Below are 22667 nucleotides of genomic sequence, written 5' to 3'. Positions count from 1 at the left end.
AAAACCAAAACCTTACACATTTTAAAGATGTTAGAAGAAAAGAATGACAACCTGCATGAAGCAGACGGAAAAACAGGAATCGAAATAAACGATTCTATAACAGATGATGCAGCTGAAATATCTAATTCAGAAACTCTAGCTGAAGATGCAGCTCCAGAGAATGAAAGTACATTAGATACAAATGAAAATGATCATCAAGAAGCGCTGGATGTAATTACTAATTCAAATGCAGCAGAAAGTGAAGACGAAACATTAAAAGACCGTCATGACATTCCTATGCAGGATTACAACACATTTTCTCTAGATGCTCTTGTTGACGAACTTAAAAAATTAGTTAGTACAGATAAAGTAATGTCTGTAAAAGACCATATTGAAGAAATTAAAAAAGCTTTCTTACTACAATACCACCATCTTCTAGAGGAAAAAAGAGAAGAATTTAATGCTTCTAATCCAGATCCAAACGAAGAATTTGAATATCATCTGCCGCTTAAGTCAAAGTTTGACGAATATTATAACGTTTTTAGAGACCAAAGAAATGCTCACTTTAAACATTTACAGACTAATTTAAAAAGCAATTTAGAAAATCGTCTGGCAATTGTTGAAGAACTAAAAGAGTTAATTAACCCTCAAGAAAACATTAAAGACACTCTTAAACATTTTAATGAATTAAGAGAAAGATGGAAAAATGCAGGTTCAATTCCAAAAGACAAATACAACCACGTTTGGAACAATTATCATTTCCATGTGGAGAATTTCTATGATTATCTTCATTTAGACCGTGAGGCCAGAGATTTAGATTTCAAACACAACTTAGAATTAAAACAAAAAATAATTGCCCGCGTTGAAGAATTAGTAGAAGACACTGATGTAAGTAAATCTTTCCGAGAATTACAGGATTTACACAGAATCTGGAAAGAAGAAATCGGACCAGTTTCTAAAGAACACCGTGATGCTATTTGGAATAGATTTAGTGAATTAACTAAAAAAATCCACGATAAGAGAGAAATTTTATTTGAAAACCAAAGAGCCAACGAACAGCAAAATCTCGAAGTTAAAAAAGAGATTATCGCTAAAATTGAAGTATTAGGAACAGAAAAAGTGAATTCTCACTCGCAATGGCTGGTACAAATTCAAAAAGTAGAAGATCTTAGAAACGAGTTTTTTGCAGCAGGAAAAGTGCCTTCAGAAGTAAATGAAGAAACTTGGGCCGCTTTTAAAACAGCCGTTAGGAATTTCAATGCATTCAAAAATTCTTTCTACAAGGATATCAAAAAAGACCAAAACGACAATCTGAATAAAAAATTAGCTCTTGTTGCTAAAGCCAAAGAACTCCAAGAAAGTACCGATTTTCAAGCTACAACTCCTGTAATGAAACAAATTCAGGAAGAATGGAAACAGATTGGCCACGTTCCTAAAAAGTATTCAGACAAAATCTGGAAGGAATTTAAAGATGCCTGCAATCACTATTTCGACAAGTTAAAAGAACACAAATCGGAAGAAAATGGTGAAGAAGTTGCTGCTTTTGACAACAAAAAAGCATATTTAGAAACACTTAGAGCTTTTCAGCTAACAGGAGACCACAAAACAGATTTAGACGCTATAAAAGCTCATATTGAGACTTGGAAAGGATTTGGAAAAGTTCCTTTTTCAAGACGTCATATCGAAGGGAAATTCAATAAAATTTTAGATGCCCTTTTTGAAAAATTAAGTTTGAGTAAAAAAGAAACTGAAATGATGCGTTTTTCTAACAGAATCGATTCTCTGTCTGACAGCAACGATACTCGTAAATTAGACAATGAAAAGATTTTCTTAATGCGTAAAATTGAAGAAGTACAAAATGAGATTTTCCAATTAGAAAACAACATTCAGTTTTTTGCCAACACAAAAAATGCTAAAAAAGAAAATTCAATTGTTCTTGAAGTTCGAAAAAACATCGCCATTCACAAAGAAAGCCTTGAAGTTTGGAAAGAGAAATTGAAACAATTGAGAAACTTAGGTCAGGAATAAAAACCAAGTTGTGTTTTAAATATAAAAAAAGTGTAATGAGAAATCATTGCACTTTTTTTTTTGAATTAACTTTTAGCTAATAAATTCATAAAACTTCATGATAAACTTTTAGGTATATTTGATAGATTAGTATCTTTATGATAATCAAACAAATAATAAAACTATTTATTAATCTTAATAATTACTAAAATGAAATTTACAAGAAAAGCACACGCCAACTGGCAAGGAACTGGTATGGAAGGAACTGGAAAAATCAGTACACAAAGCACGACGTTAGATAATGCACAATTGTCATTTAAAACCAGATTCGCAGACGGCGTTGGAACAAACCCTGAAGAATTAGTTGCAGCAGCGCATTCTGGTTGCTTTACAATGCAGTTAAGTTTTTTATTGAATGAAGCTGGGTTTACAGCAGATGATTTAACCACAGAAGCTACAGTAACTTTTGAAGATGGTACAATAACATTAATTCATTTGGATTTAAAAGGAAAAGTACCTTCTATCTCTGCTGAAGAATTTGCTTCGACAGCTGCTAAAGCAAAAGAAATTTGTCCGATTTCTAAATTACTAAACACAACTATTACACTTTCTGCAGAATTAATCACTTAGAAAATAGAACACATAAAAAAACCATTCGCCGCGACGAATGGTTTTTTTTATACACTCAAATGAGTTTATTTATTACATTTTAGCTTTTAAAGCTTTAGCTTCAGCAGTCATTTCAAGAGCACTGTAAACCCCTAATAAAGTTTTAGCAACATCTTGATTTTTAGGATCTAATTCGTTTGCTTTTTTAAGGTAAGGAATTACACCTTTGAAAACATTTTCTCTCTGTGCTTTTAAAACATCATAACGCTTCATATCTTTTGCAGTTGTACCCAATTTATTCATTTCATCAATGATTGGTTTCTCAGCTTCTAATTTTAAAGCAGCAAGATTTAAATAAGCATTAGTATACTCAGGGTTGATTTCAATTGCTTTTAAGTAATATTTCTCTGCATCTGCATTGTTTTTTGCACCTGCACTAATAACTCCTAAGTTGAATACTAAATCAGCATTTTTTGGATCTTTCTCTAAAGCTTCACCAACCAATTTTTTGTACATATCAAAGTCTTTAGTCTCTAGGTACAAATTAGCTTCAGTTAGTAGCAATGAACTATCTTCTGGATTCGCTTTTCTAGCTTCAGCAATTGCTTTTTTAGCATCTTCTGTACGTCCTTTTTGAACAAGGATTAAAGCCAAGTTTTTGTAGATTTCGCCTCTTTTAGACGGAACTGCTTCTGTTCTTGGTTTTTCATGTGTTCCCAATTTAACAGCCATGTCTCTATCTTTAGCACTTGCGAAGTTATCTTCATTACTGTTAACTTTATTTGTAGCTAAGTATAAAGTTCCTTTTCCAGAAAAGTTCAATTGTTTTAACTCTTCGTACATTGGTAAAGCAAGGTCAAAATCTTGTGCATTTACAGCAGTTGATGCAGCGTAGTACAAGTTAATTGTATCTTTTTTATCCAATGCGTATGCATCATATAATTTTTTCGCTCCTTCTGCATTTTTATTAGCCTGCGTATCAGCGATAGCAGCATTGATTAATTTTCCTTTAATCTGCCCAATTGAAGTTGCAGCTTCTGTAGAATATTTCTGTTTTCCCGAAGCTTTTTCAACTTCGATTAACTTTTTATAGCTTTCAGCAGAAAGAGATAAATTTTTGCTTGTTTCAATATTTTTATCAGCAAGATTCAAATAAGCATTTCCTTTTACATAATAAAATTGAGCCTGCTCTGTATCTTTAGCATTAGCAACCATATTTTCAGCGTCATTTAAAATTGAAACTGCTCCTTGAGCATCGCCGCTTTTCAAAGCTTTTTCAGCACTTTTAATTTGATCCTTTTGCGCAAAAGAAGCTACAGAGATCAATAACGCTGAAGCAAGTATTACATATTTACTTTTCATAGTGATATTTATTTGTATTTAATTTTGTTTTAATCTAATTTAATTATTCTTCTGATTCTTCTTCGTCAGCATCTTCACCTTCATCATCAATTACTTCGTCGTCAGAATCGTCATCGTCTTCAACAGGTCCTTCATCTTCTAAAACTTCCAAATCAGGCTTAACTCTTTCAATTACAGATTCGATTACATTGCCGTCTTCATCAACAACAACTTCTTCTACATCGTCTTTCATAACTTTTGTTACAGCTGCGATAGAATCTTTTCCTTTAAGGTTAATCAACCTAACTCCTTGAGTTGCACGTCCCATTACACGTAAATCCTCAATTGCCATTCTGATTGTTAATCCAGATTTATTAATGATCATTAAATCATCTGCATCTGTAACAGCATTAATAGAAATCAATTTACCTGTTTTCTCCGTAATATTTAGAGTTTTCACACCCTTACCTCCACGGTTTGTAATTCTATAAACATCTTCTCCATCTTCGTCAACCAATTTGGTACGTTTTCCGTATCCGTTTTCAGTTACAACCAAAATTTGCGAATCGTTAACATCATTTTTTCCAACAGTAACCATACCAATTACTTCATCGGTATCGTCTTTTAACGTAATTCCACGAACTCCAGAAGCTGTTCTTCCCATCGGGCGTGTTTTAGTTTCTTCAAAACGAACTAGTTTACCAGACTTAACAGCCAAAATAATCTGGCTTTCACCATCTGTTAATTGCGCTCCCATTAATTCGTCACCTTCCTTAATAGTAATAGCAGCAACACCATTTACCCTTGGTTTAGAATATTTCTCTAAAGAAGTTTTTTTAACCTGTCCTTGTTTGGTAACCATTACAAGGTTATGACTATTGATATAATCTTTATCTTTTAAGTCTTGTGTACAAATGAAAGCTTTTACTTTATCATCACTTTCAATGTTTACCAAGTTTTGGATTGCTCTACCTTTTGCCGTTTTACTTCCCTCAGGAATTTCGTAAACACGCATCCAGAAACATTTTCCTTTCTGGGTAAAGAACATCATATATTGGTGGTTGGTTGCAACGAACATATGCTCAAGGAAATCCTGATCTCTTGTTCCTGCACTTTTTTGTCCAACTCCTCCTCTATTCTGCGTTTTGTATTCTGTTAAGTTTGTACGTTTAATATAACCTGCGTGCGAAATTGTAATTACTACATTTTCATCGGCAATTAAATCTTCGATACTTACATCTCCACCAGAATATTCGATTTTAGAACGACGCTCATCTCCGTATTTCTCACGAATTTCTTCAAGTTCTTCCTTAATTAAGTTAGTTCTTAAATTTACATCTGCTAATAAAGCTTTTAAGTGCTCGATTAATTTCATTAATTCCTCAAACTCAGCTCTTAATTTATCTTGCTCCAGACCTGTTAACTGACGTAAACGCATCTCAACAATAGCACGAGCTTGAATATCTGATAATTTAAATCTTTCGATTAATTTTTCACGAGCTTCCTCTGTGTTTTTAGAACCTCTAATTATAGCGATTACTTCGTCAATATTATCAGAAGCAATAATTAAACCTTCTAAAATATGTGCTCTTTCTTCTGCTTTGCGTAATTCAAATTGTGTTCTACGAACTACTACATCATGACGGTGCTCAATAAAATAGTGAATCATATCTTTTAGATTCAACATTTGAGGACGTCCTTTTACCAATGCAATATTGTTTACACTGAAAGAAGATTGTAATGAAGTAAACTTATATAAGGTATTCAAAACTACGTTTGGCGTAGCGTCACGTTTTAAGATATAAACGATACGCATACCGTTTCTGTCAGACTCGTCACGAATATTGGCAATACCTTCGATTTTTTTATCGTTAACTAAATCAGCCGTACGTTTGATCATTTCGGCTTTATTAACTTGATATGGGATTTCAGTAACGATGATACATTCTCTTCCGTCAACTTCCTCAAAACCAACTTTTGCACGCATTACAATACGTCCTCTACCAGTTTTAAAAGCTTCACGAACACCTTCATAACCATATATTACACCTCCAGTTGGAAAATCTGGAGCTTTAATATGTGTCATTAATTCATCAACTTCAATATCATTATTATCAAGGTATGCTAAAGTACCATTGATAACTTCAGTTAAATTGTGTGGCGGCATATTGGTTGCCATACCAACCGCAATACCAGTTGCTCCATTTACTAATAAAGTAGGAACTCTAGTAGGCATTACTTTTGGTTCATATAAAGTATCGTCAAAGTTTAGTTGAAAATCAACTGTTTCTTTTTCGATATCTGCCATAATATCTTCTGAGATTTTACGCATTCTAGCCTCAGTATAACGCATTGCTGCCGGACTGTCACCATCGACAGAACCAAAGTTACCCTGACCGTCCACTAATAAATATCGCATACTCCATTCTTGGGCCATACGCACCATCGCATCATAAACAGAAGTATCTCCGTGCGGGTGATACTTACCCAGAACCTCCCCTACGATTCTTGCAGATTTTTTATGGGCAGATCTTGAAGTTACACCTAAATCATACATTCCATAAAGAACTCTTCGATGCACTGGTTTCAAGCCATCTCTAACATCAGGAAGCGCTCTCGATACGATTACTGACATCGAATAATCGATGTAAGCTGATTTCATTTCATCTTCTATGTTAATAGGAATTAACTTTTCTCCTTCAGACATAAGTTGTTATATTAAATAATTATATTAGTTTCAAAGCGTGCCAAGATACGTTTTTTTGAAATTTTTTCAGCTATTTCCTTACACTTATTTCAATGATTTATTAACAACTTTATTTTGCTATTTAGTTAATAAATTAAGCGTTTTTTAACGCTTTTATTGTCTTTTTTTTCGTCTATTAGCTGTCAGGAGTTCTTGAAGGGTACGGTTTTTGTTTTTAAAACTGTAATTCACTAAATTTACAATACCAATTATATATTATGGATGATAATTTTTCACCAAGAGTAAAAGATGTTATTACATACAGCAAAGAAGAGGCTTTACGTTTAGGCCACGACTTTATTGGTACAGAGCATCTAATGCTGGGCATTTTAAGAGATGGTAACGGAAAAGCTATTCATATACTTAATAACCTGGCAGTCGATCTAGATCATTTACGCAGAAAAGTAGAAATACTAAGCCCTGCCAACCTGAGCGTTGAAGTAAATGCAGAAAAGAAAAACCTTCATCTGACCCGACAGGCCGAAAGGGCACTGAAGACCACTTTTCTAGAGGCAAAAGTATTTCAAAGTTCATCAATTAGCACGGCCCACCTGCTGTTATGTATCTTACGCAACGAAAACGATCCAACAACCAAGCTATTGAATAAACTAAAAATAGATTATGACGTAGCAAAAGAACAGTATTTAAATATGACTCCAAACGAAGAAGAATTCTTAGAAAACTTGCCAAGAAACGAATCGTATAATGACGATTCAGGACAAGATGACAGTCTTAAAGAAAGTAGTTTTAATAATCCCGCCAATAAGTCAAACAAAAAATCTAAGACACCGGTTTTAGATAATTTTGGGAGAGATTTAACAGAAATGGCTGAAGAAGGAAAATTAGATCCAGTTGTAGGACGCGAAAAAGAAATTGAGCGTGTTTCACAAATTCTAAGCCGTAGAAAAAAGAATAATCCGCTTCTTATTGGAGAACCTGGGGTTGGTAAATCTGCTATCGCAGAAGGACTTGCTTTACGCATTATACAAAAGAAAGTATCCCGCATTCTTTTCAACAAACGTGTTGTAACTCTTGATTTAGCAAGTTTAGTTGCTGGAACAAAATACAGAGGACAGTTTGAAGAAAGAATGAAAGCCGTAATGAACGAGCTGGAAAAAAACGATGATATTATTCTTTTTATTGATGAGATCCATACTATTGTAGGTGCTGGAGGAGCAACAGGTTCACTTGATGCTTCAAATATGTTCAAACCTGCTTTAGCAAGAGGAGAAATACAATGTATTGGTGCCACTACTCTTGACGAGTACAGACAATATATTGAAAAAGATGGCGCTTTAGAAAGACGTTTCCAAAAAGTAATTGTTGAACCAACTTCTGTTGAAGAAACTATTGCAATTTTGAATAACGTAAAAGACAAATACGAAGATCACCACAACGTAACTTATACTCAGGAAGCAATTGAAGCTTGTGTTAAATTAACGAACAGATATATGTCTGAGCGTTTCTTGCCAGACAAAGCTATTGATGCTCTTGACGAAGCTGGTTCTCGTGTACACATTACGAATATTGATGTTCCAAAACAAATTTTGGATTTAGAACGTCAGTTAGAAGAAGTGCGTGAAAACAAAAATATGGTTGTTAAAAAACAAAAATATGAAGAAGCAGCCAAACTTCGCGATGATGAAAAACGTATCGAAAAAGATCTAGCTATTGCACAAGAACAATGGGAAGAAGATTCTAAAAATAACAGAATTGAAGTTACAGAAGATAATGTAGCCGATGTTGTTTCTATGATGACTGGAATTCCTGTAAACAGAATTGCGCAAACGGAGAGCAACAAATTAGCTCAATTGCCTGAATTAATTCAGAACAAAGTAATTGGTCAAAATGAAGCTGTTCTTAAAATTGCACGTTCTATTCAACGTAACAGAGCCGGACTTAAAGACCCTAATAAACCTATTGGTTCATTCATTTTCTTAGGACAAACTGGAGTTGGTAAAACACAGTTGGCTAAAGTATTAGCAAAAGAATTATTTGATTCTGAAGATGCTTTGGTTCGTATCGACATGAGTGAATACATGGAGAAATTTGCGATCTCTCGTTTAGTTGGAGCGCCTCCAGGATACGTTGGTTACGAAGAAGGTGGTCAATTAACTGAAAAAGTTCGTAGAAAACCATATTGTGTTGTTCTTTTAGATGAGATCGAAAAAGCACATCCAGATGTATTTAATATGATGCTTCAGGTTTTAGATGACGGATATTTGACAGATAGTTTAGGTCGCAAAATTGACTTTAAAAACACTATCATTATCATGACATCTAATGTGGGTGCTCGACAATTGAAAGACTTCGGACAAGGTGTTGGATTTGGAACTGCTGCGAAAGTGGCGCAAGCCGATGAAAACTCAAAAAGCATTATCGAAAATGCATTGAAAAAAACTTTTGCTCCTGAATTCTTAAACAGAATTGACGACGTAATTGTATTCAACAGTTTAGAAAAATCTGATATTGATTTGATTATCGAAATCGAATTGAAAAAACTGTATTCTCGTATTGCTGAACTAGGTTACAAATTAAGCTTAACAGACAGAGCGAAAGCATTTATCGCCGAGAAAGGTTTTGACAAGCAGTTTGGAGCTAGACCATTGAAAAGAGCAATTCAGAAATATGTTGAAGATTTATTGGCAGAAGAAATCATTACTTCGAAAATACATTCAGGTGATGAAATCATGATGGATCTAAAAGATGATTCTCAAGAACTTTCAGTAGAAATTCATAAAGCCGAAGAGCCGACTAATCAATAAATTAGTTTAATTTTATAACAAAAATAATTTACCCGTTACGTTTTCATAACATAACGGGTATTTTTTTTGCGGAAATTACTATCTTTAGTAAAAGCAATTAGCTATTTTTGATTTTAAATTCTATAATAAAAAAACAATATATGCTTCAAAACAAAGTCATTTTAGGCAGCGAAGAATGGTGCTCATTTCCAGAACTTGGAATCCCGACAATCAAGGCTCGCGTTGATTCTGGTGCTAAAACTTCTGCAATGCACGCTTTAAACATAGCTCCTTTCATAAAAAATGATGCCAATTGGGTAAAATTTGATATTAATCCAATTCAGAATAATATTAAAACCATTATCCATTGTGAAGCACCTTTGGTAGATAAACGAATTGTAAAAAGTTCTAGTGGTTTTAGAGAACACCGTTATGTAATTCAGACGAGTATTAAAATTGGCGATTCAAAATGGCCGATCGAAATGACTTTAACGAATCGTGATTCAATGGGTTTTCGTATGCTTTTGGGCCGCGAAGCCATGAGCGGACGCGTATTAGTAGATCCTGAAGAAAAATATCTTTTAGGACAGCCTACTCCAGAATCTCTTAAGGAATTATACCAAAACTCAGAAAAAGCAAGCTCTGGTTTACGAATTGGACTTTTAGCTAGTAATCCTGAATTGTACAGTAATAAAAGAATCATGGAAGCCGGCGAAATGCGCGGTCACGAAATGCATTTTTTGAATATCAAAGAATGTTACATGAAACTGGACGCAAAAACTCCTGAGATTCATTATAGAGGCGGAAAAATATTGAATCAATTTGATGCTATTATTCCCAGAATCAGACCAAGTATTACTTTTTATGGCTGTGCATTAACTCGTCAGTTTGAAGCGTTGAAAGTTTTTGTTTTAAACTCGGCTACGGCAATAACACAATCTAGAGATAAATTATATTCATTACAACTGCTTTTAAACAGCGGGATAGACATTCCAACAACTGGATTTGCTAATTCTCCGCTTGATACAGACAATTTAATTAAGATGGTTGGCGGTTCACCTTTAATTGTGAAATTATTAGAAGGAACGCAGGGAAAAGGCGTTGTTTTAGCTGAAACCAAAAAAGCGGCAGAAAGTGTTATTAACGCTTTTAAAAGTTTAAATGCCAATATTTTAGTTCAAGAATTTATTAAAGAAGCAAACGGAAAAGATATCCGTTGTTTTGTTATTGACGGAAAAGTGGTTGCGGCGATTCAGCGTGAAGCTATGCCAGGCGAATTTAGAGCTAATATTCACCTTGGAGGAACAGCTTCTGTCATAAAAGTAACTGCCGAAGAAAAAAAGATAGCTATTAAAGCAGCAAAAGCAATGGACTTAAAAGTTGCTGGTGTAGATATTATTCGTTCTTCTAAAGGTCCTTTATTGCTTGAAGTAAACTCTTCTCCAGGTCTTGAGGGAATTGAAGGCGCCACAAACAAAGATGTTGCAGGTGAAATGATTAAAGCAATTGAAAAGAATTTCAAATTATAGTTAAAGTCATTTAAACTTAATTACTCTTAAATAATTTAGCAGCTTTGTCAAAGTTTAGAACTTTGGCAAGGCTTTTTTATTTAACTTTAAGATAAAAAATATGCATTTTCCTTATATAGATATTATTATACGCAGTGTTGCCGTTTATTTTTTTATGACAATCGCTTTACGTATTTTCGGCAAAAAAGAACTTTCGCAATTAAATACTGCCGATATAATCCTGATTTTACTGATTAGTAATTCTGTACAAAACGCCATGGTTGGTCCAGACACCAGTCTTGTCGGAGGTTTGGTTGCTGCTTTGGTTTTATTTGTGATTAATTTTGTCATAAAAAAACTGACACGCAGATATAAATTTTTTGGAAACTTATTACTTGACAAACCAGAAGTTTTAATTCATGACGGAAAACTAGATTTTAAAGCTTTAAGCCGACTAGATATTTCCGACGAAGAATTAAAAGAAGCCATGAGAGAACACGGAATCGAATTTTTTAAAAATGTAAAACTGGCTATGTTAGAGATTGACGGAACAATAAGTATTATTTCAGAAGATAAAAAACATTTGAAACAGACGCATTATAAGAGAAAACATAATCATAAGAATTTTCAAAAGTTTTAATTTTACCCAACAAAAAGCCGATTTCAAATTTGAAATCGGCTTTTTGTTTATTTCCAAAATTGAAACCATTTTCTTTTACGTGATGCAGTCGTTTTAAATTTGTATATTTCAATAGTTTTTATTTCTGTAGAAGACAATCCAAAATCTTCAAGATTGCGGTTTAAATTTGATAAGATGTAATCCTGCTCTTTCGGATATCGCTCTGCAATCATTTTATAATATTGCAACAGTTTTTCATCTTTAATTCCATTTAAAGCCTGTAATGCAGCATGTACAACCCAATTAGATTTGTCTTTTAACCCTATTATAAATGTATCAAGGTAATCTTTTTTATTTTCTAATTGTCCAAGCGAATAATAAAGCTGTCTTCTAATTTCTTCATTTTCATTGAATGCAAATGGAACAATCATGACTCCATAATCCAACTTCATTTCTTTTAGCAGATAAGTACAGAATTGAAATGTTTCTTCATCATTTATTCTTTCAATATTTTCTTGTATAAATTCAAGCCAGTCGGTACTTCTATCTTTTGCATACCAAAACACAAATTGAAACACAGATAGAGTATCCTCTTTAGCAAATTCCATCAAATAAGGATATGCCCTGTTATAATCAAACTTCGTAAGTATTTGAAGCAGCTTTTTCTGGATTTTATCTTTACTTGATTTATACTCTTTTTCTAAAATATCTAATGTTTGCGAAACTATCTTTTTCTTTTTTAAAATTGCAAACAAACATTCTAATTTGATTTCCTCATCATCAGCAGATTTGTACACCTCTAAAATATGAGTTACAACGCCACCCAATGTATGATTAAACAGATCATTATCATCATTTGCATTTTCTGCTGTGATTTCATCAAGCCAGCGTTCATACCAATCTAAAAAGTCAGATTCAAAAGCAAAGTATGGTTTACGTCGATCGACATCAATATTAACAACCCTACCCTTAAATTCCCCATTTAAAATAAGACCATAATAGTAGGTACAGCCTTCTGTTCCAATAGGCAAGATCCCTGCGAAAATTTCACCTAATTCGTCTTCAAAATCCTCATCAGAAATATCTCCATCAATTTTCTTGTTTAATTCTTTCCAAAAATCGTCACTCATTTCAGGATGAATTTTGCAATCTTGTTTTAAGGAATTTTCAGGATTACTATAAACAAATTCTGCAATATTTTTACCAAAAGGAAATATTCCGTACCCAGGGCCTGCAGCAGATTTTTCATAAGACATTCCTCCATTGCCAATATGCATTAAAAACGCCTTGTAACATTCAGGAAGAGAAATATTATAATCGCTTTCAAATTTCAAAATATTTTCATTAGGCACCGCTTCTCCAACAACATAATTATGACTATCCGCAGCAAATACTTCAAAATCACTATCAGTATCTTTTGCTAAAATCAGCTTCTTTTTTATTCTCTCTATTTGGCTTAAAGTTTTTTGATCGATCATAAATGGCTTTTAAATTGACATCAAATATATTACTTTATAAGTATTGAAAAAGATGTTTTAGAAACAAAAAAAAAACCGATTTCAAAATTGAAATCGGCTTTAAAATATTTTGATAAATGTGATTTTATCCCTCACATTTCACAATAATCATTTATTAAATAAATACGCTCAGTATAAAATAAACTAATCCTGCTAATAAAGCCGAAATTGGAATAGTTAAAATCCAAGCCCAGATTAAGCTTACGGTAACTCCCCAGCGAACTGCAGATACACGTTTTGTTAATCCAACTCCAATAATAGATCCTGTAATAGTATGTGTTGTACTTACTGGAATTTTTAAATGTTCTGTAAAGTAAAGCGTTAAGGCTCCAGCAGTTTCAGCAGCAACACCTTCAAATGAACTTACTTTTGTGATTTTAGAACCCATTGTTTTTACAATTTTCCATCCACCACTCAAAGTTCCAGCAGCAATTGCAGAATAACACGCTAAAGGAATCCAGCTTGGCATTTGACCTTTTACACCTAAATCATCATTTGGCAGAACCACATCAAGCCAAGAATCTAAATGAACACCAGGATTTGTATTAATATATACCGCAACCGCAGCAGCGATAATACCCATTACTTTTTGAGAGTCATTTCCTCCGTGACCTAAACTAAAAGCTGCAGAAGATAATAACTGCATTTTCTTCAAAGCAGCATCTGCTTGATGTAGATTTAAACTACTAAATATCAAACAAAATGCACTAACAGTTAAGATAATAAAGGCAACTAAAAACCATTTAATATTATGCGGATCAAAAGCTACGCTCCAAAAATGAGAGTCAAATCGAGGTTTTCCATTTTTTACAATTTCTTCGTAAGGAACCATCAAACTCCAAACTGCCCAGATTGTAGCAATCATTAAAGCTACTGTAAATATCTTAGGACCAATATTTTTACGAGAAGCATTTAATAACCAAATAGATATTAAATAAGAGGCTAAAGCTCCTAATAAAGGTGCCAATACAATAAAAGCAATAATAATAAGAACTCCAGAAGGCATTCCACCGTCTTTACCGGCCTTATACCAGCTTACAATTTCATACCAATAATGTGTTGTTCCATCTTCTCCAACATAACCTGAGAAACCATGGACCGCGATTGCATGCGCAACAGCCGCTCCGGCAAAACCTCCAATTAATGTATGTGAAGAACTTGAAGGAATTCCAAGCCACCAAGTCAATAAATTCCAGCAGATTGCTGCAATTACTCCGGCAAGAATTACAACCAGGTTAATTTCCATTGTGTGCGCTGTTTTTGCAACAGTATCCGCAACACCAAATCCGAAAACCCAATAAGCCAGAAAGTTAAAAAATGCTGCCCAAAGAACGGCCTGAAAAGGCGTTAAAACCTTTGTAGCAACAACAGTCGCTATAGCATTTGCCGCATCATGAAAACCATTGATGTAATCAAAAATTAAGGCTAATACTATAATTAATATAAGTAGCGTCATAAAGTTATAACTTCAGAATGAAAAATTGAATTAAGAATGTTTTACAGAAATAGATTCTAGTATGTTTGCAACACTCTTACATTTGTCTGTTGCTGATTCTAAAACAGATAACACTTCTTTATATTTAATAATATTTTTAGCGTCTGTTTCGTTTTCAAAAATTTCAAAAACTGCTTTGTTATAAACGTTATCAGATTTGTTTTCCAGTTTATTAATTCTAGAACAAGCATCTTTAATAACCTTGAAATTCTTTAAATTTCTCAATTCTTTAACCGCACTGTCAATGTTTTGACAAGCCTCAAGGTTGATTTCTGTCATCTTTCTGATAGATTTTGTAATCTTATCAACTTGATACAATCTCATACGGCTTGCAGCACCGTGAAGGTAATCTGCAACGTTGTCAATAGAAGTAATCAGGGTGTGAATATCTTCTCTATCAAAAGGAGTAATAAAGTTTCTGCTTAATTCCAAATTGGTCTGACGGGTAATGTCTTCACCTTTTTGTTCTAATTCGTCAATCTTTTGAAAAAGAACTTCTCTTTCTTTTAATGGTAAATTTACAGCTTCGTGTAAGTTAGAAGCTAATTCAATTAAATTGCTTGAAGCCTCTTCAAAAAGTGGAAAGAATTTTTTGTCCTTCGGCACTAAAAATTGGAAAATACTGTTTATTGACATTGTTTTATTTTTGATAGTGCAAAATTACTTCAATAATATTTTGCAATGTTAAGCCATTGTTAACAAATCGTTTTCTATTTGGAAACTCTCCAAGAATAAAACGGTGTTTTCTATATCGTTATGTAAGATTCTGTCTTCTTTTACCAAAGGCACAACTTCTCTGTAGCTATTTAGGAACATTTCGATGAAATCACTTGATTTTAGAGGCTCTCTGTAGGCAATTGCCTGAGAAGCATTCAACAATTCGATTGCCAAGATACGCTCTAAATTATCTAAAACTCGTAAGGCTTTTGTAGCTCCGTTTGCTCCCATACTCACGTGATCTTCCTGTCCGTTGCTCGAAACAATGCTGTCAACACTTGACGGCGTTGCCAATTGCTTGTTCTGGCTTGCAATACTTGCTGCAGTATATTGCGGAATCATTAATCCTGAATTTAATCCTGGATTATCTACTAAAAATGCGGGAAGATTGCGCAGTCCTGAAATCAATTGATAGGTTCTTCTTTCAGAAATACTTCCTAATTCTGCCAAAGCAATTGCCATAAAATCTAAAGCCAATGCTAAAGGCTGTCCGTGGAAATTTCCGCCAGAAATAATCTGATCGGCTTCAATAAATATATTAGGATTATCTGTAACAGAATTAATTTCTGTTTTAAACACTTTTCGAACATAATCAATGGCATCTTTTGAAGCACCGTGAACCTGTGGCATACAACGGAAAGAGTACGGATCTTGAACATGTTTCTTTTCCTGAGCGATAATTTCGCTTCCCTCCAAAAATTCAGTAACGCGCTGTGCAGTTATAATCTGCCCTTTATGCGGACGTATATAATGTATCAATTCGTTAAAAGGTTCAATTCTTCCATCAAAACCTTCTAAAGATATAGTTCCAATTAAATCTGCCAAGTACGAATATTTGTATGATTTGATTAAAATATGAGCTCCATAAGCGCTCATAAACTGCGTTCCGTTCAACAAAGCCAAACCTTCTTTTGACTGTAAAACAATTGGCTCCCAGTTAAAATGCTGCAGAACTTCTGCTGATGCTGTTTTCTTTCCTTCAAAAAACACAATGCCTTCTCCTATTAAAGGTAATGACAAATGTGCCAAAGGTGCTAAATCTCCAGAGGCTCCAAGTGAACCCTGCGTATAAATTACAGGTAAAACATCATTATTATAAAAATCAACTAAACGCTCTAACGTTTTCAACTGCACTCCAGAATGTCCGTAGCTTAAAGATTGAATTTTAAGCAAAAGCATCATTTTTACAATTTCCGACGGAACTTCTTCTCCCGTTCCGCAAGCATGAGATTTTACTAAGTTTTCTTGAAGTTTAGATAAATTTTCATTCGAAATCTTCACATTACAAAGTGATCCAAAACCTGTATTGATACCGTAAATTGGTTCAGAATGTGATGCCATTTTTTTGTCTAAGTAATCACGGCACTTTTGAACATTTACTTTTGCTTCTTCAGATAATTCAAGCGATTTATTATTAGACAATATTTCTTGTAAAGTTTCTAAAGTTATAGTTTCAGTACTTATATAATGGATTTCTCTCATGACGTTTTTCAATTTAAGATGTCAAAATTCAACAAATCAATATTAAAAAGCAACATTTTATCACAATAATTAAAATTTCGGCATTGGCTATTCTAAGCTTTTATCTTTTCATCAATATTAAAAATCAAGCTGATTAACGTATTTCAGTCATTTTTTCATTAAAAATCAAATCATTATAAGCCATAAACGAAAGAAAATGAAGTCTTAAATATATCAAAACCTCAGTTTAGCATCTTTAATTTTAACAAATGCTCAATATTAAATTATTGATATTTGAATTATTAAAATATTCGCAAAAAGCCTTTAAAAATTTTTAATGCTTTTAAAAAACTGTACTTTTGAAAAATCAAAATGAAAAGTAACAGCACAAAATATCAATCTACAATGACAACTCCAACTCGAGTTGCAATTGCTGCTACAATTATTTCTACTACAACAACTACTACCCCTTAGGGGTATACATTTTTACATATAATCCTTGGTTGTCTATACTTTTTTCTAAAAGAAGAAAGGTATTGGATACATGAAAAACAGTTACAAAAGAAAAAAAAACAGCGCAGTTTTCGGTTTCAGTTCACAGTTCATAATCTTTGAACCTTTGTTACTTAAAACCTTTGCACCTTATTAAAAAAATATCATAAAATGAAAGTATTAAAATTTGGCGGAACTTCGGTTGCCAATGCTCAAAATATAAAACTCGTTCTCGACATTATCAATCAAAAAGCTCAAAAGGACAAACTAGTTGTTGTAGTTTCTGCACTTAGCAAAGTAACCGATTTATTGCAATTGGCAGCGGCAAAAGCGGCAGCAAACGACGAAAGTTTTAGAGAAGTTGTTGCCGAAATCGAGAAAAAACACCTTGATACGCTTAAAGAACTTATTCCGGTAAGCGAGCAAAGCAGTTTGTTAAGCCATGTAAAAAGAATCATCAATCATCTTGAAACTTTATTAGACGGTTGTTTTTTATTGGGCGAATTATCTCCAAGAACTGCCGATACTATTTTGAGTTTTGGAGAATTGCTTTCATCTTATATTATCGCGCAGGCTTATCAGCAAGTTGATAAAAGTGCAGCATACAAAGACAGCCGTGAATTGATTAAAACAAATGCTGATTTCGGAAAGGCTGTTGTCAATTTTGAAGTTTCAAATAAATTGATTCAGGAGTATTTTGCTTCAAATGAATCAAAAATCAATATACTGCCGGGTTTTATCGCGCAGACTGTAGACGGAATTACTTCTACTTTAGGACGCGGCGGATCAGATTATACTGCTGCCATTATTGCGGGTGCACTTGATGCAGAACAATTAGAAATTTGGACTGACGTAAACGGAATGTTTACTGCTAACCCGAAAATCGTAAAACAAGCCCAGCCTATTGCAAACATTTCGTATCAAGAAGCGATGGAATTGTCGCATTTTGGTGCCAAAGTATTGTATCCGCCAACAATTCAGCCGGTTTTAAGAAAAAACATTCCTATTTTAATCAAAAATACTTTTGAGCCTGAAGCTGTAGGAACTTTGATTTCTGATACTATTTCTTCTAAAGATTCGGTTGTAAAAGGAATCAGTCATATCGATCATATTTCACTTCTGACACTTGAAGGTCCTGGAATGATTGGAGTTGCAGGTTCGTCAAGACGTTTGTTTGAAGTATTGTCTCAGGAAAAAATCAACGTCATTTTTATTACTCAGGCTTCTTCCGAACATTCGATTTGTATCGGAATTTTAAATTCGGATGCAGATAATGCCGAAGCAGCGATCAACCGAGCTTTCGAAATCGAAATTTCGCAAAACAAAATCGATCCTTGTCATGTAGAAAAAGACTTGTGTATTATTGCTTTGGTGGGTGAAAACATGAAAAATCACCAAGGTTTAAGCGGAAGAATGTTTAGCACTCTTGGAAAAAACAACGTAAACATTCGTGCAATTGCGCAGGGAGCTTCTGAACGTAATATTTCGACTGTAATTAACGAAAGAGACGTTAAAAAAGCGTTGAATACTTTACATGAGAATTTCTTCGAAGAAAATACAAAACAGCTGAATTTATTCGTAATGGGAGTTGGAAATGTGGGTGAAAAATTCATCGAGCAGATTCACAGCCAGAAGAAATTCTTAAAAGAAAATTTGAAAATTAATGTTCGTGTAATCGCTTTATCTAACTCAAGAAAAATGCTTTTTGATGAAGACGGAATTTCATTAAAAGAGTGGCAGTCGGCTTTGGATAATGGTGAAACTGCAAACAAAGAAGATTTTATCGCTCGTGCGAAAGAACTGAATTTGCGTAACAGTATTTTTGTGGACATCACAGCAAATGCAAGTGTTTCTGAAACCTATGAGCAGTTTTTAAAACAAAGTATGGCGGTTGTAACTTGTAACAAAATTGCTTGTTCCTCTGCTTACGATAATTATAAAAAATTAAAAAGCTTATCACGCCAATACAACGCTCCGTTTTTGTTTGAAACGAATGTTGGTGCGGGATTGCCGATTATCGATACTGTAAAAAACTTAATTGCTTCTGGCGATAAAGTGCATAAAATTCAGGCGGTTTTATCTGGAAGTCTGAACTTTATTTTCAACAATTTTGATGAGAATAATTCTTTCCACGATGTGGTTAAAGAAGCAGGAGTTCAAGGTTTTACAGAACCAGATCCAAAAATTGACTTGAGCGGCATCGACGTAGCACGTAAAATCCTGATCCTTATTCGCGAAAGCGGTTACGAAATGGATATTGACGCCATCGCAAACGAATCATTTTTACCAGCAGAATGTTTGGCCACAACAAACAACGAAGACTTTTTTGCATCGTTAATCAAACACGCGCCGCATTTTGAAAATATCTACAAAGAAGCTTTAGCAAAAGATTCTCGTTTGAAATATGTAGCACAATTCGAAAACGGAAAAGCAAGCGTTGGCCTGCAATTCATTCCAAAAGATCATCCTTTCTACAATTTAGAAGGAAAAGACAATATCGTATTGTTCTACACAGATCGCTACGTAGACCAGCCTTTATTAATCAAAGGCGCCGGTGCAGGAGCTGCGGTTACAGCATCAGGAATTTTTGCTGACGTAATTCGAATTGGGAATATTTAAAGGCGCTAAGGTTCTAAGATGCTAAGGTTCTGAGTTTTTTTCAAAACTAATCTTAGCTTCTTAGAATCTCGAAACCTTAGAAACTAAAAAAAAAAAAGTTGCTATAGAAACCTTAGAATCTTAGCATCTTAGAACCTCAGAACCTTAGAAATGGAAATTAAACTATTTTGCCCAGCAACTATCGCCAACCTCTCATGCGGATTTGACGTACTTGGACTTTGCTTAGACAATGCGGGCGATGAAATGATTGTTCGTAAAGTCGATCAAAAAGGAGTTCGAATCACTAAAATTGTGGGTGCTGACCTGCCTTTGGAAACCGAAAAAAATGTTTCTGGAGTTGCAGCTTTGGCGATGCTTGAAACATTAGACGAATTGGATTTTGGATTCGAAATTGAAATCTATAAAAATATAAAAGCCGGAAGCGGAATTGGAAGCAGTGCTGCAAGTTCTGCCGGAGCGGTTTTCGGAATTAATGAATTATTAGGCAAACCTTATTCTCGTAAAGATTTGGTTCAGTTTGCGATGCAGGGCGAGAAATTAGCCAGCGGAAACGCACATGCAGACAACGTTGCTCCTGCCCTTTTAGGAGGCTTTACTTTGGTAAGAAGTTATGCTCCGCTCGACATTATTCGAATTGACAGCCCAGAAGAATTATATGCGACGGTTGTTCATCCGCAGATTGAATTGAAAACGTCTGATGCTCGTTCGGTTTTAAAACAAAACGTTTCGCTGAAAAGCGCCATCATGCAATGGGGAAATGTAGGCGGACTTATAGCTGGTTTATATACAAAAGATTACGAATTGATTGGAAGATCGCTTCATGACGAAATCGTAGAACCTTTAAGAAGCGTTTTAATTCCAGGTTTCGATTTAATCAAACAAACGGCATTAGAAAATGGCGCCTTAGGTTCTGGAATTTCAGGTTCTGGTCCGTCGATTTTTGCTTTAAGCCGAGGAAAAGAAACCGCCGACCAAATCGCCAAAGCCATGAGCGAGGTTTATGAAAACATGAGTCTGCCGTATGAAATACACGTTTCAAAAATTAATCCGGATGGCGTTAGGATTTTGTAAAATGTGAGATGTATTAAGTAAAAAGAATTAAGACACAGTTTGTCATTTCGAGGAACGAGAGTAAAAAAATAATAAAAATGTTTTGTTGTTTGTCAGACTGAGCGAAGTCGAAGTCCGCAAAGTACGGCACACAAAGTATAGCACACACAGTTTGTCATTCCGAGGAACGAGGAATCCCCGCGAGAAACTCGACAAAGATTGGCGATTTAGCCTGCGGAGCTACTTGCGGGGATTCCTCGTTCCTCGGAATGACAAAACAGACTTAACTAATATAAATATCTGGAATTTGGAATTTAAAAAATTGGAATTTGATTGTACAGAAAGTCTATTTTCTTTACTCTATACTCTATTCTCTCTCTTCTAAAATCCAAAATCTAAAATCTAAAATCTAAAATTAGAAATGAAATACTATAGTTTAAACCATAATGCCCCAAAAGTTTCGTTTCAGGAAGCTGTAATTCAAGGATTAGCGAGTGATAAAGGCTTATATTTCCCAGAGAATATTACGCCATTAGATCCGTCATTTTTTGATAAAATTGAAACTTTGAGTCACGAACAAATCGCTTTTGAAGCGATCAAACAATTTGTGGGCGACGAAATTCCAGAAGAAAAATTAAAAGAAATCATTGCCGATACTTTAGTTTTTGATTTTCCAGTTGTAAAAGTCGAAGACGGAATTTATTCACTAGAATTATTCCACGGTCCAACAATGGCTTTTAAAGATGTTGGAGCGCGTTTTATGTCGCGTTGTCTAAGCTATTTCAATAAAGACAAAAAAGACGCTAAAAACACGGTTTTAGTAGCCACTTCCGGCGATACAGGCGGAGCTGTTGCAAGCGGATTCCTTGGCGTTGACGGCGTTGACGTTGTCATTTTATATCCGTCAGGAAAAGTGAGCGATATTCAGGAAAAACAATTGACTACTTTAGGACAAAACATTAAAGCGCTTGAGGTTGACGGTGTTTTTGATGATTGTCAGGATATGGTGAAAAAAGCGTTTTTAGATGAAACTTTGGCGCACAAAAACCTGACTTCGGCAAACTCTATTAATATTGCGCGCTGGTTACCGCAAATGTTTTATTTCTTCTTTGCTTACAAAGCGTTGAAAAGCCAAAACAAACCTTTGGTTTTCTCTTGCCCAAGCGGAAACTTCGGGAATATCTGTGCCGGAATTATGGCAAAAAAATTAGGATTGCCAATTGAACATTTTGTAGCGTCTACAAACGTAAACGATACAGTACCAAGATTCTTAGAAAACGGAAAATACGATCCAAAACCTTCTAAAGCGACAATTTCTAACGCCATGGACGTTGGAAACCCAAGCAACTTTATTAGAATTCAGGAATTGTACAATAATGATTTAAAAGATTTCGAAAAAGATTTCTCTTCTTATAGTTATACTGATGAAGAAACTCTTGAAGCGCTAAAGAAAATTTACAAAACAGACGGTTATATCGCAGAACCACACGGTGCTGTTGGTTATTTAGGTTTGAAAAAAGAACTGGAAAAACACCCTAACGCAATTGGTATTTTCTTAGAAACAGCGCATCCTATTAAATTTTTAGATGTTGTTGAACGGGCGCTAGGGATTACGCTTCCGATTCCTGCTCAAATTGAGAGTGTTATTAATAAGGAGAAAGTTAGTGTGAAGATTGGGACTTATGAGGAGTTGAAGGATTTCTTGGGGTAAAACTTGCTGTTTATAAAATTTTTAGAACCACAATTTACATTTGATTTTAATG

The 22667-nt window shown here is 34.4% G+C and carries 14 protein-coding genes; 8 read left to right on the top strand and 6 right to left on the bottom strand.

Annotated elements, in window-relative coordinates; translation table 11 throughout:
• Positions 1–27: 27 nt before the first annotated feature.
• Both BSF42_RS19050 and BSF42_RS19045 read left to right on the top strand, forming a co-directional pair.
• Complete coding sequence (locus BSF42_RS19050; RefSeq protein WP_095954697.1) at positions 28–2007, top strand: DUF349 domain-containing protein; 1980 nt, start codon at positions 28–30, stop codon at positions 2005–2007.
• Positions 2008–2196: 189 nt separating this feature from the next.
• The gene (locus BSF42_RS19045) at positions 2197–2616 is read left to right on the top strand and encodes an OsmC family protein (RefSeq protein ID WP_095954696.1); all 420 of its coding nucleotides are present in this window, start codon (positions 2197–2199) and stop codon (positions 2614–2616) included.
• 72 nt (positions 2617–2688) lie between these two features.
• Here the strand turns inward: BSF42_RS19045 and BSF42_RS19040 are convergent, their stop codons facing one another.
• Both BSF42_RS19040 and gyrA read right to left on the bottom strand, forming a co-directional pair.
• Positions 2689–3957 (bottom strand): tetratricopeptide repeat protein, encoded by a 1269-nt coding sequence (locus tag BSF42_RS19040; protein ID WP_095954695.1) that lies wholly within the window; start codon positions 3955–3957, stop codon positions 2689–2691.
• 43 nt (positions 3958–4000) lie between these two features.
• Positions 4001–6643 carry a DNA gyrase subunit A gene (gene gyrA, locus BSF42_RS19035; protein ID WP_095954694.1) on the bottom strand — a complete coding sequence of 881 codons (2643 nt, stop codon included), beginning with the start codon at positions 6641–6643 and terminating at the stop codon, positions 4001–4003.
• A gap of 257 nt (positions 6644–6900) precedes the next feature.
• Here gyrA and BSF42_RS19030 point away from each other — a divergent pair, with 257 nt between their 5' ends.
• The 3 genes from BSF42_RS19030 to BSF42_RS19020 all read left to right on the top strand — a co-directional run bounded on the left by BSF42_RS19030 (position 6901) and on the right by BSF42_RS19020 (position 11574).
• Positions 6901–9447 carry an ATP-dependent Clp protease ATP-binding subunit gene (locus tag BSF42_RS19030; RefSeq protein WP_095954693.1) on the top strand — a complete coding sequence of 849 codons (2547 nt, stop codon included), beginning with the start codon at positions 6901–6903 and terminating at the stop codon, positions 9445–9447.
• A gap of 140 nt (positions 9448–9587) precedes the next feature.
• A complete protein-coding gene (gene rimK / locus BSF42_RS19025) occupies positions 9588–10955 on the top strand; it encodes a 30S ribosomal protein S6--L-glutamate ligase (RefSeq protein WP_095954692.1) in 1368 nt (455 codons plus the stop codon).
• Positions 10956–11055: 100 nt separating this feature from the next.
• Positions 11056–11574, top strand: a complete 519-nt coding sequence (locus BSF42_RS19020; RefSeq protein WP_095954691.1) for a DUF421 domain-containing protein — start codon at positions 11056–11058, stop codon at positions 11572–11574.
• A 47-nt stretch (positions 11575–11621) separates the two neighbouring features.
• Here BSF42_RS19020 and BSF42_RS19015 read toward each other — a convergent pair whose 3' ends face one another.
• The 4 genes from BSF42_RS19015 to hutH all read right to left on the bottom strand — a co-directional run bounded on the left by BSF42_RS19015 (position 11622) and on the right by hutH (position 16764).
• Positions 11622–13031 (bottom strand): SMI1/KNR4 family protein, encoded by a 1410-nt coding sequence (locus tag BSF42_RS19015; RefSeq protein WP_095954690.1) that lies wholly within the window; start codon positions 13029–13031, stop codon positions 11622–11624.
• A gap of 154 nt (positions 13032–13185) precedes the next feature.
• Positions 13186–14526 carry an inorganic phosphate transporter gene (locus BSF42_RS19010; protein WP_095954689.1) on the bottom strand — a complete coding sequence of 447 codons (1341 nt, stop codon included), beginning with the start codon at positions 14524–14526 and terminating at the stop codon, positions 13186–13188.
• A 30-nt stretch (positions 14527–14556) separates the two neighbouring features.
• Positions 14557–15201: a DUF47 domain-containing protein gene (locus BSF42_RS19005; RefSeq protein WP_095954688.1), complete on the bottom strand. Its 645-nt coding sequence runs from the start codon at positions 15199–15201 to the stop codon at positions 14557–14559.
• 48 nt (positions 15202–15249) lie between these two features.
• Complete coding sequence (gene hutH, locus BSF42_RS19000) at positions 15250–16764, bottom strand: histidine ammonia-lyase (protein ID WP_095954687.1); 1515 nt, start codon at positions 16762–16764, stop codon at positions 15250–15252.
• A gap of 642 nt (positions 16765–17406) precedes the next feature.
• Here hutH and thrA point away from each other — a divergent pair.
• From thrA to thrC, 3 genes are all read left to right on the top strand, one after another.
• Positions 17407–19854 (top strand): bifunctional aspartate kinase/homoserine dehydrogenase I, encoded by a 2448-nt coding sequence (gene thrA, locus BSF42_RS18995; protein ID WP_095954686.1) that lies wholly within the window; start codon positions 17407–17409, stop codon positions 19852–19854.
• 150 nt (positions 19855–20004) lie between these two features.
• Positions 20005–20925 carry a homoserine kinase gene (locus BSF42_RS18990; RefSeq protein WP_095954685.1) on the top strand — a complete coding sequence of 307 codons (921 nt, stop codon included), beginning with the start codon at positions 20005–20007 and terminating at the stop codon, positions 20923–20925.
• A 400-nt stretch (positions 20926–21325) separates the two neighbouring features.
• Positions 21326–22615: a threonine synthase gene (gene thrC, locus BSF42_RS18985; RefSeq protein WP_095954684.1), complete on the top strand. Its 1290-nt coding sequence runs from the start codon at positions 21326–21328 to the stop codon at positions 22613–22615.
• The last annotated feature ends 52 nt before the right edge of the window (positions 22616–22667 follow it).

Origin of the sequence: Flavobacterium sp. ACN6 (assembly GCF_002304005.1) — a bacterium.
Classification (GTDB): Bacteria; Bacteroidota; Bacteroidia; order Flavobacteriales; family Flavobacteriaceae; genus Flavobacterium.
The sequence above is the reverse complement of the archived record's forward strand: the minus strand, read 5'-3'. Positions and strand labels throughout refer to the sequence as shown.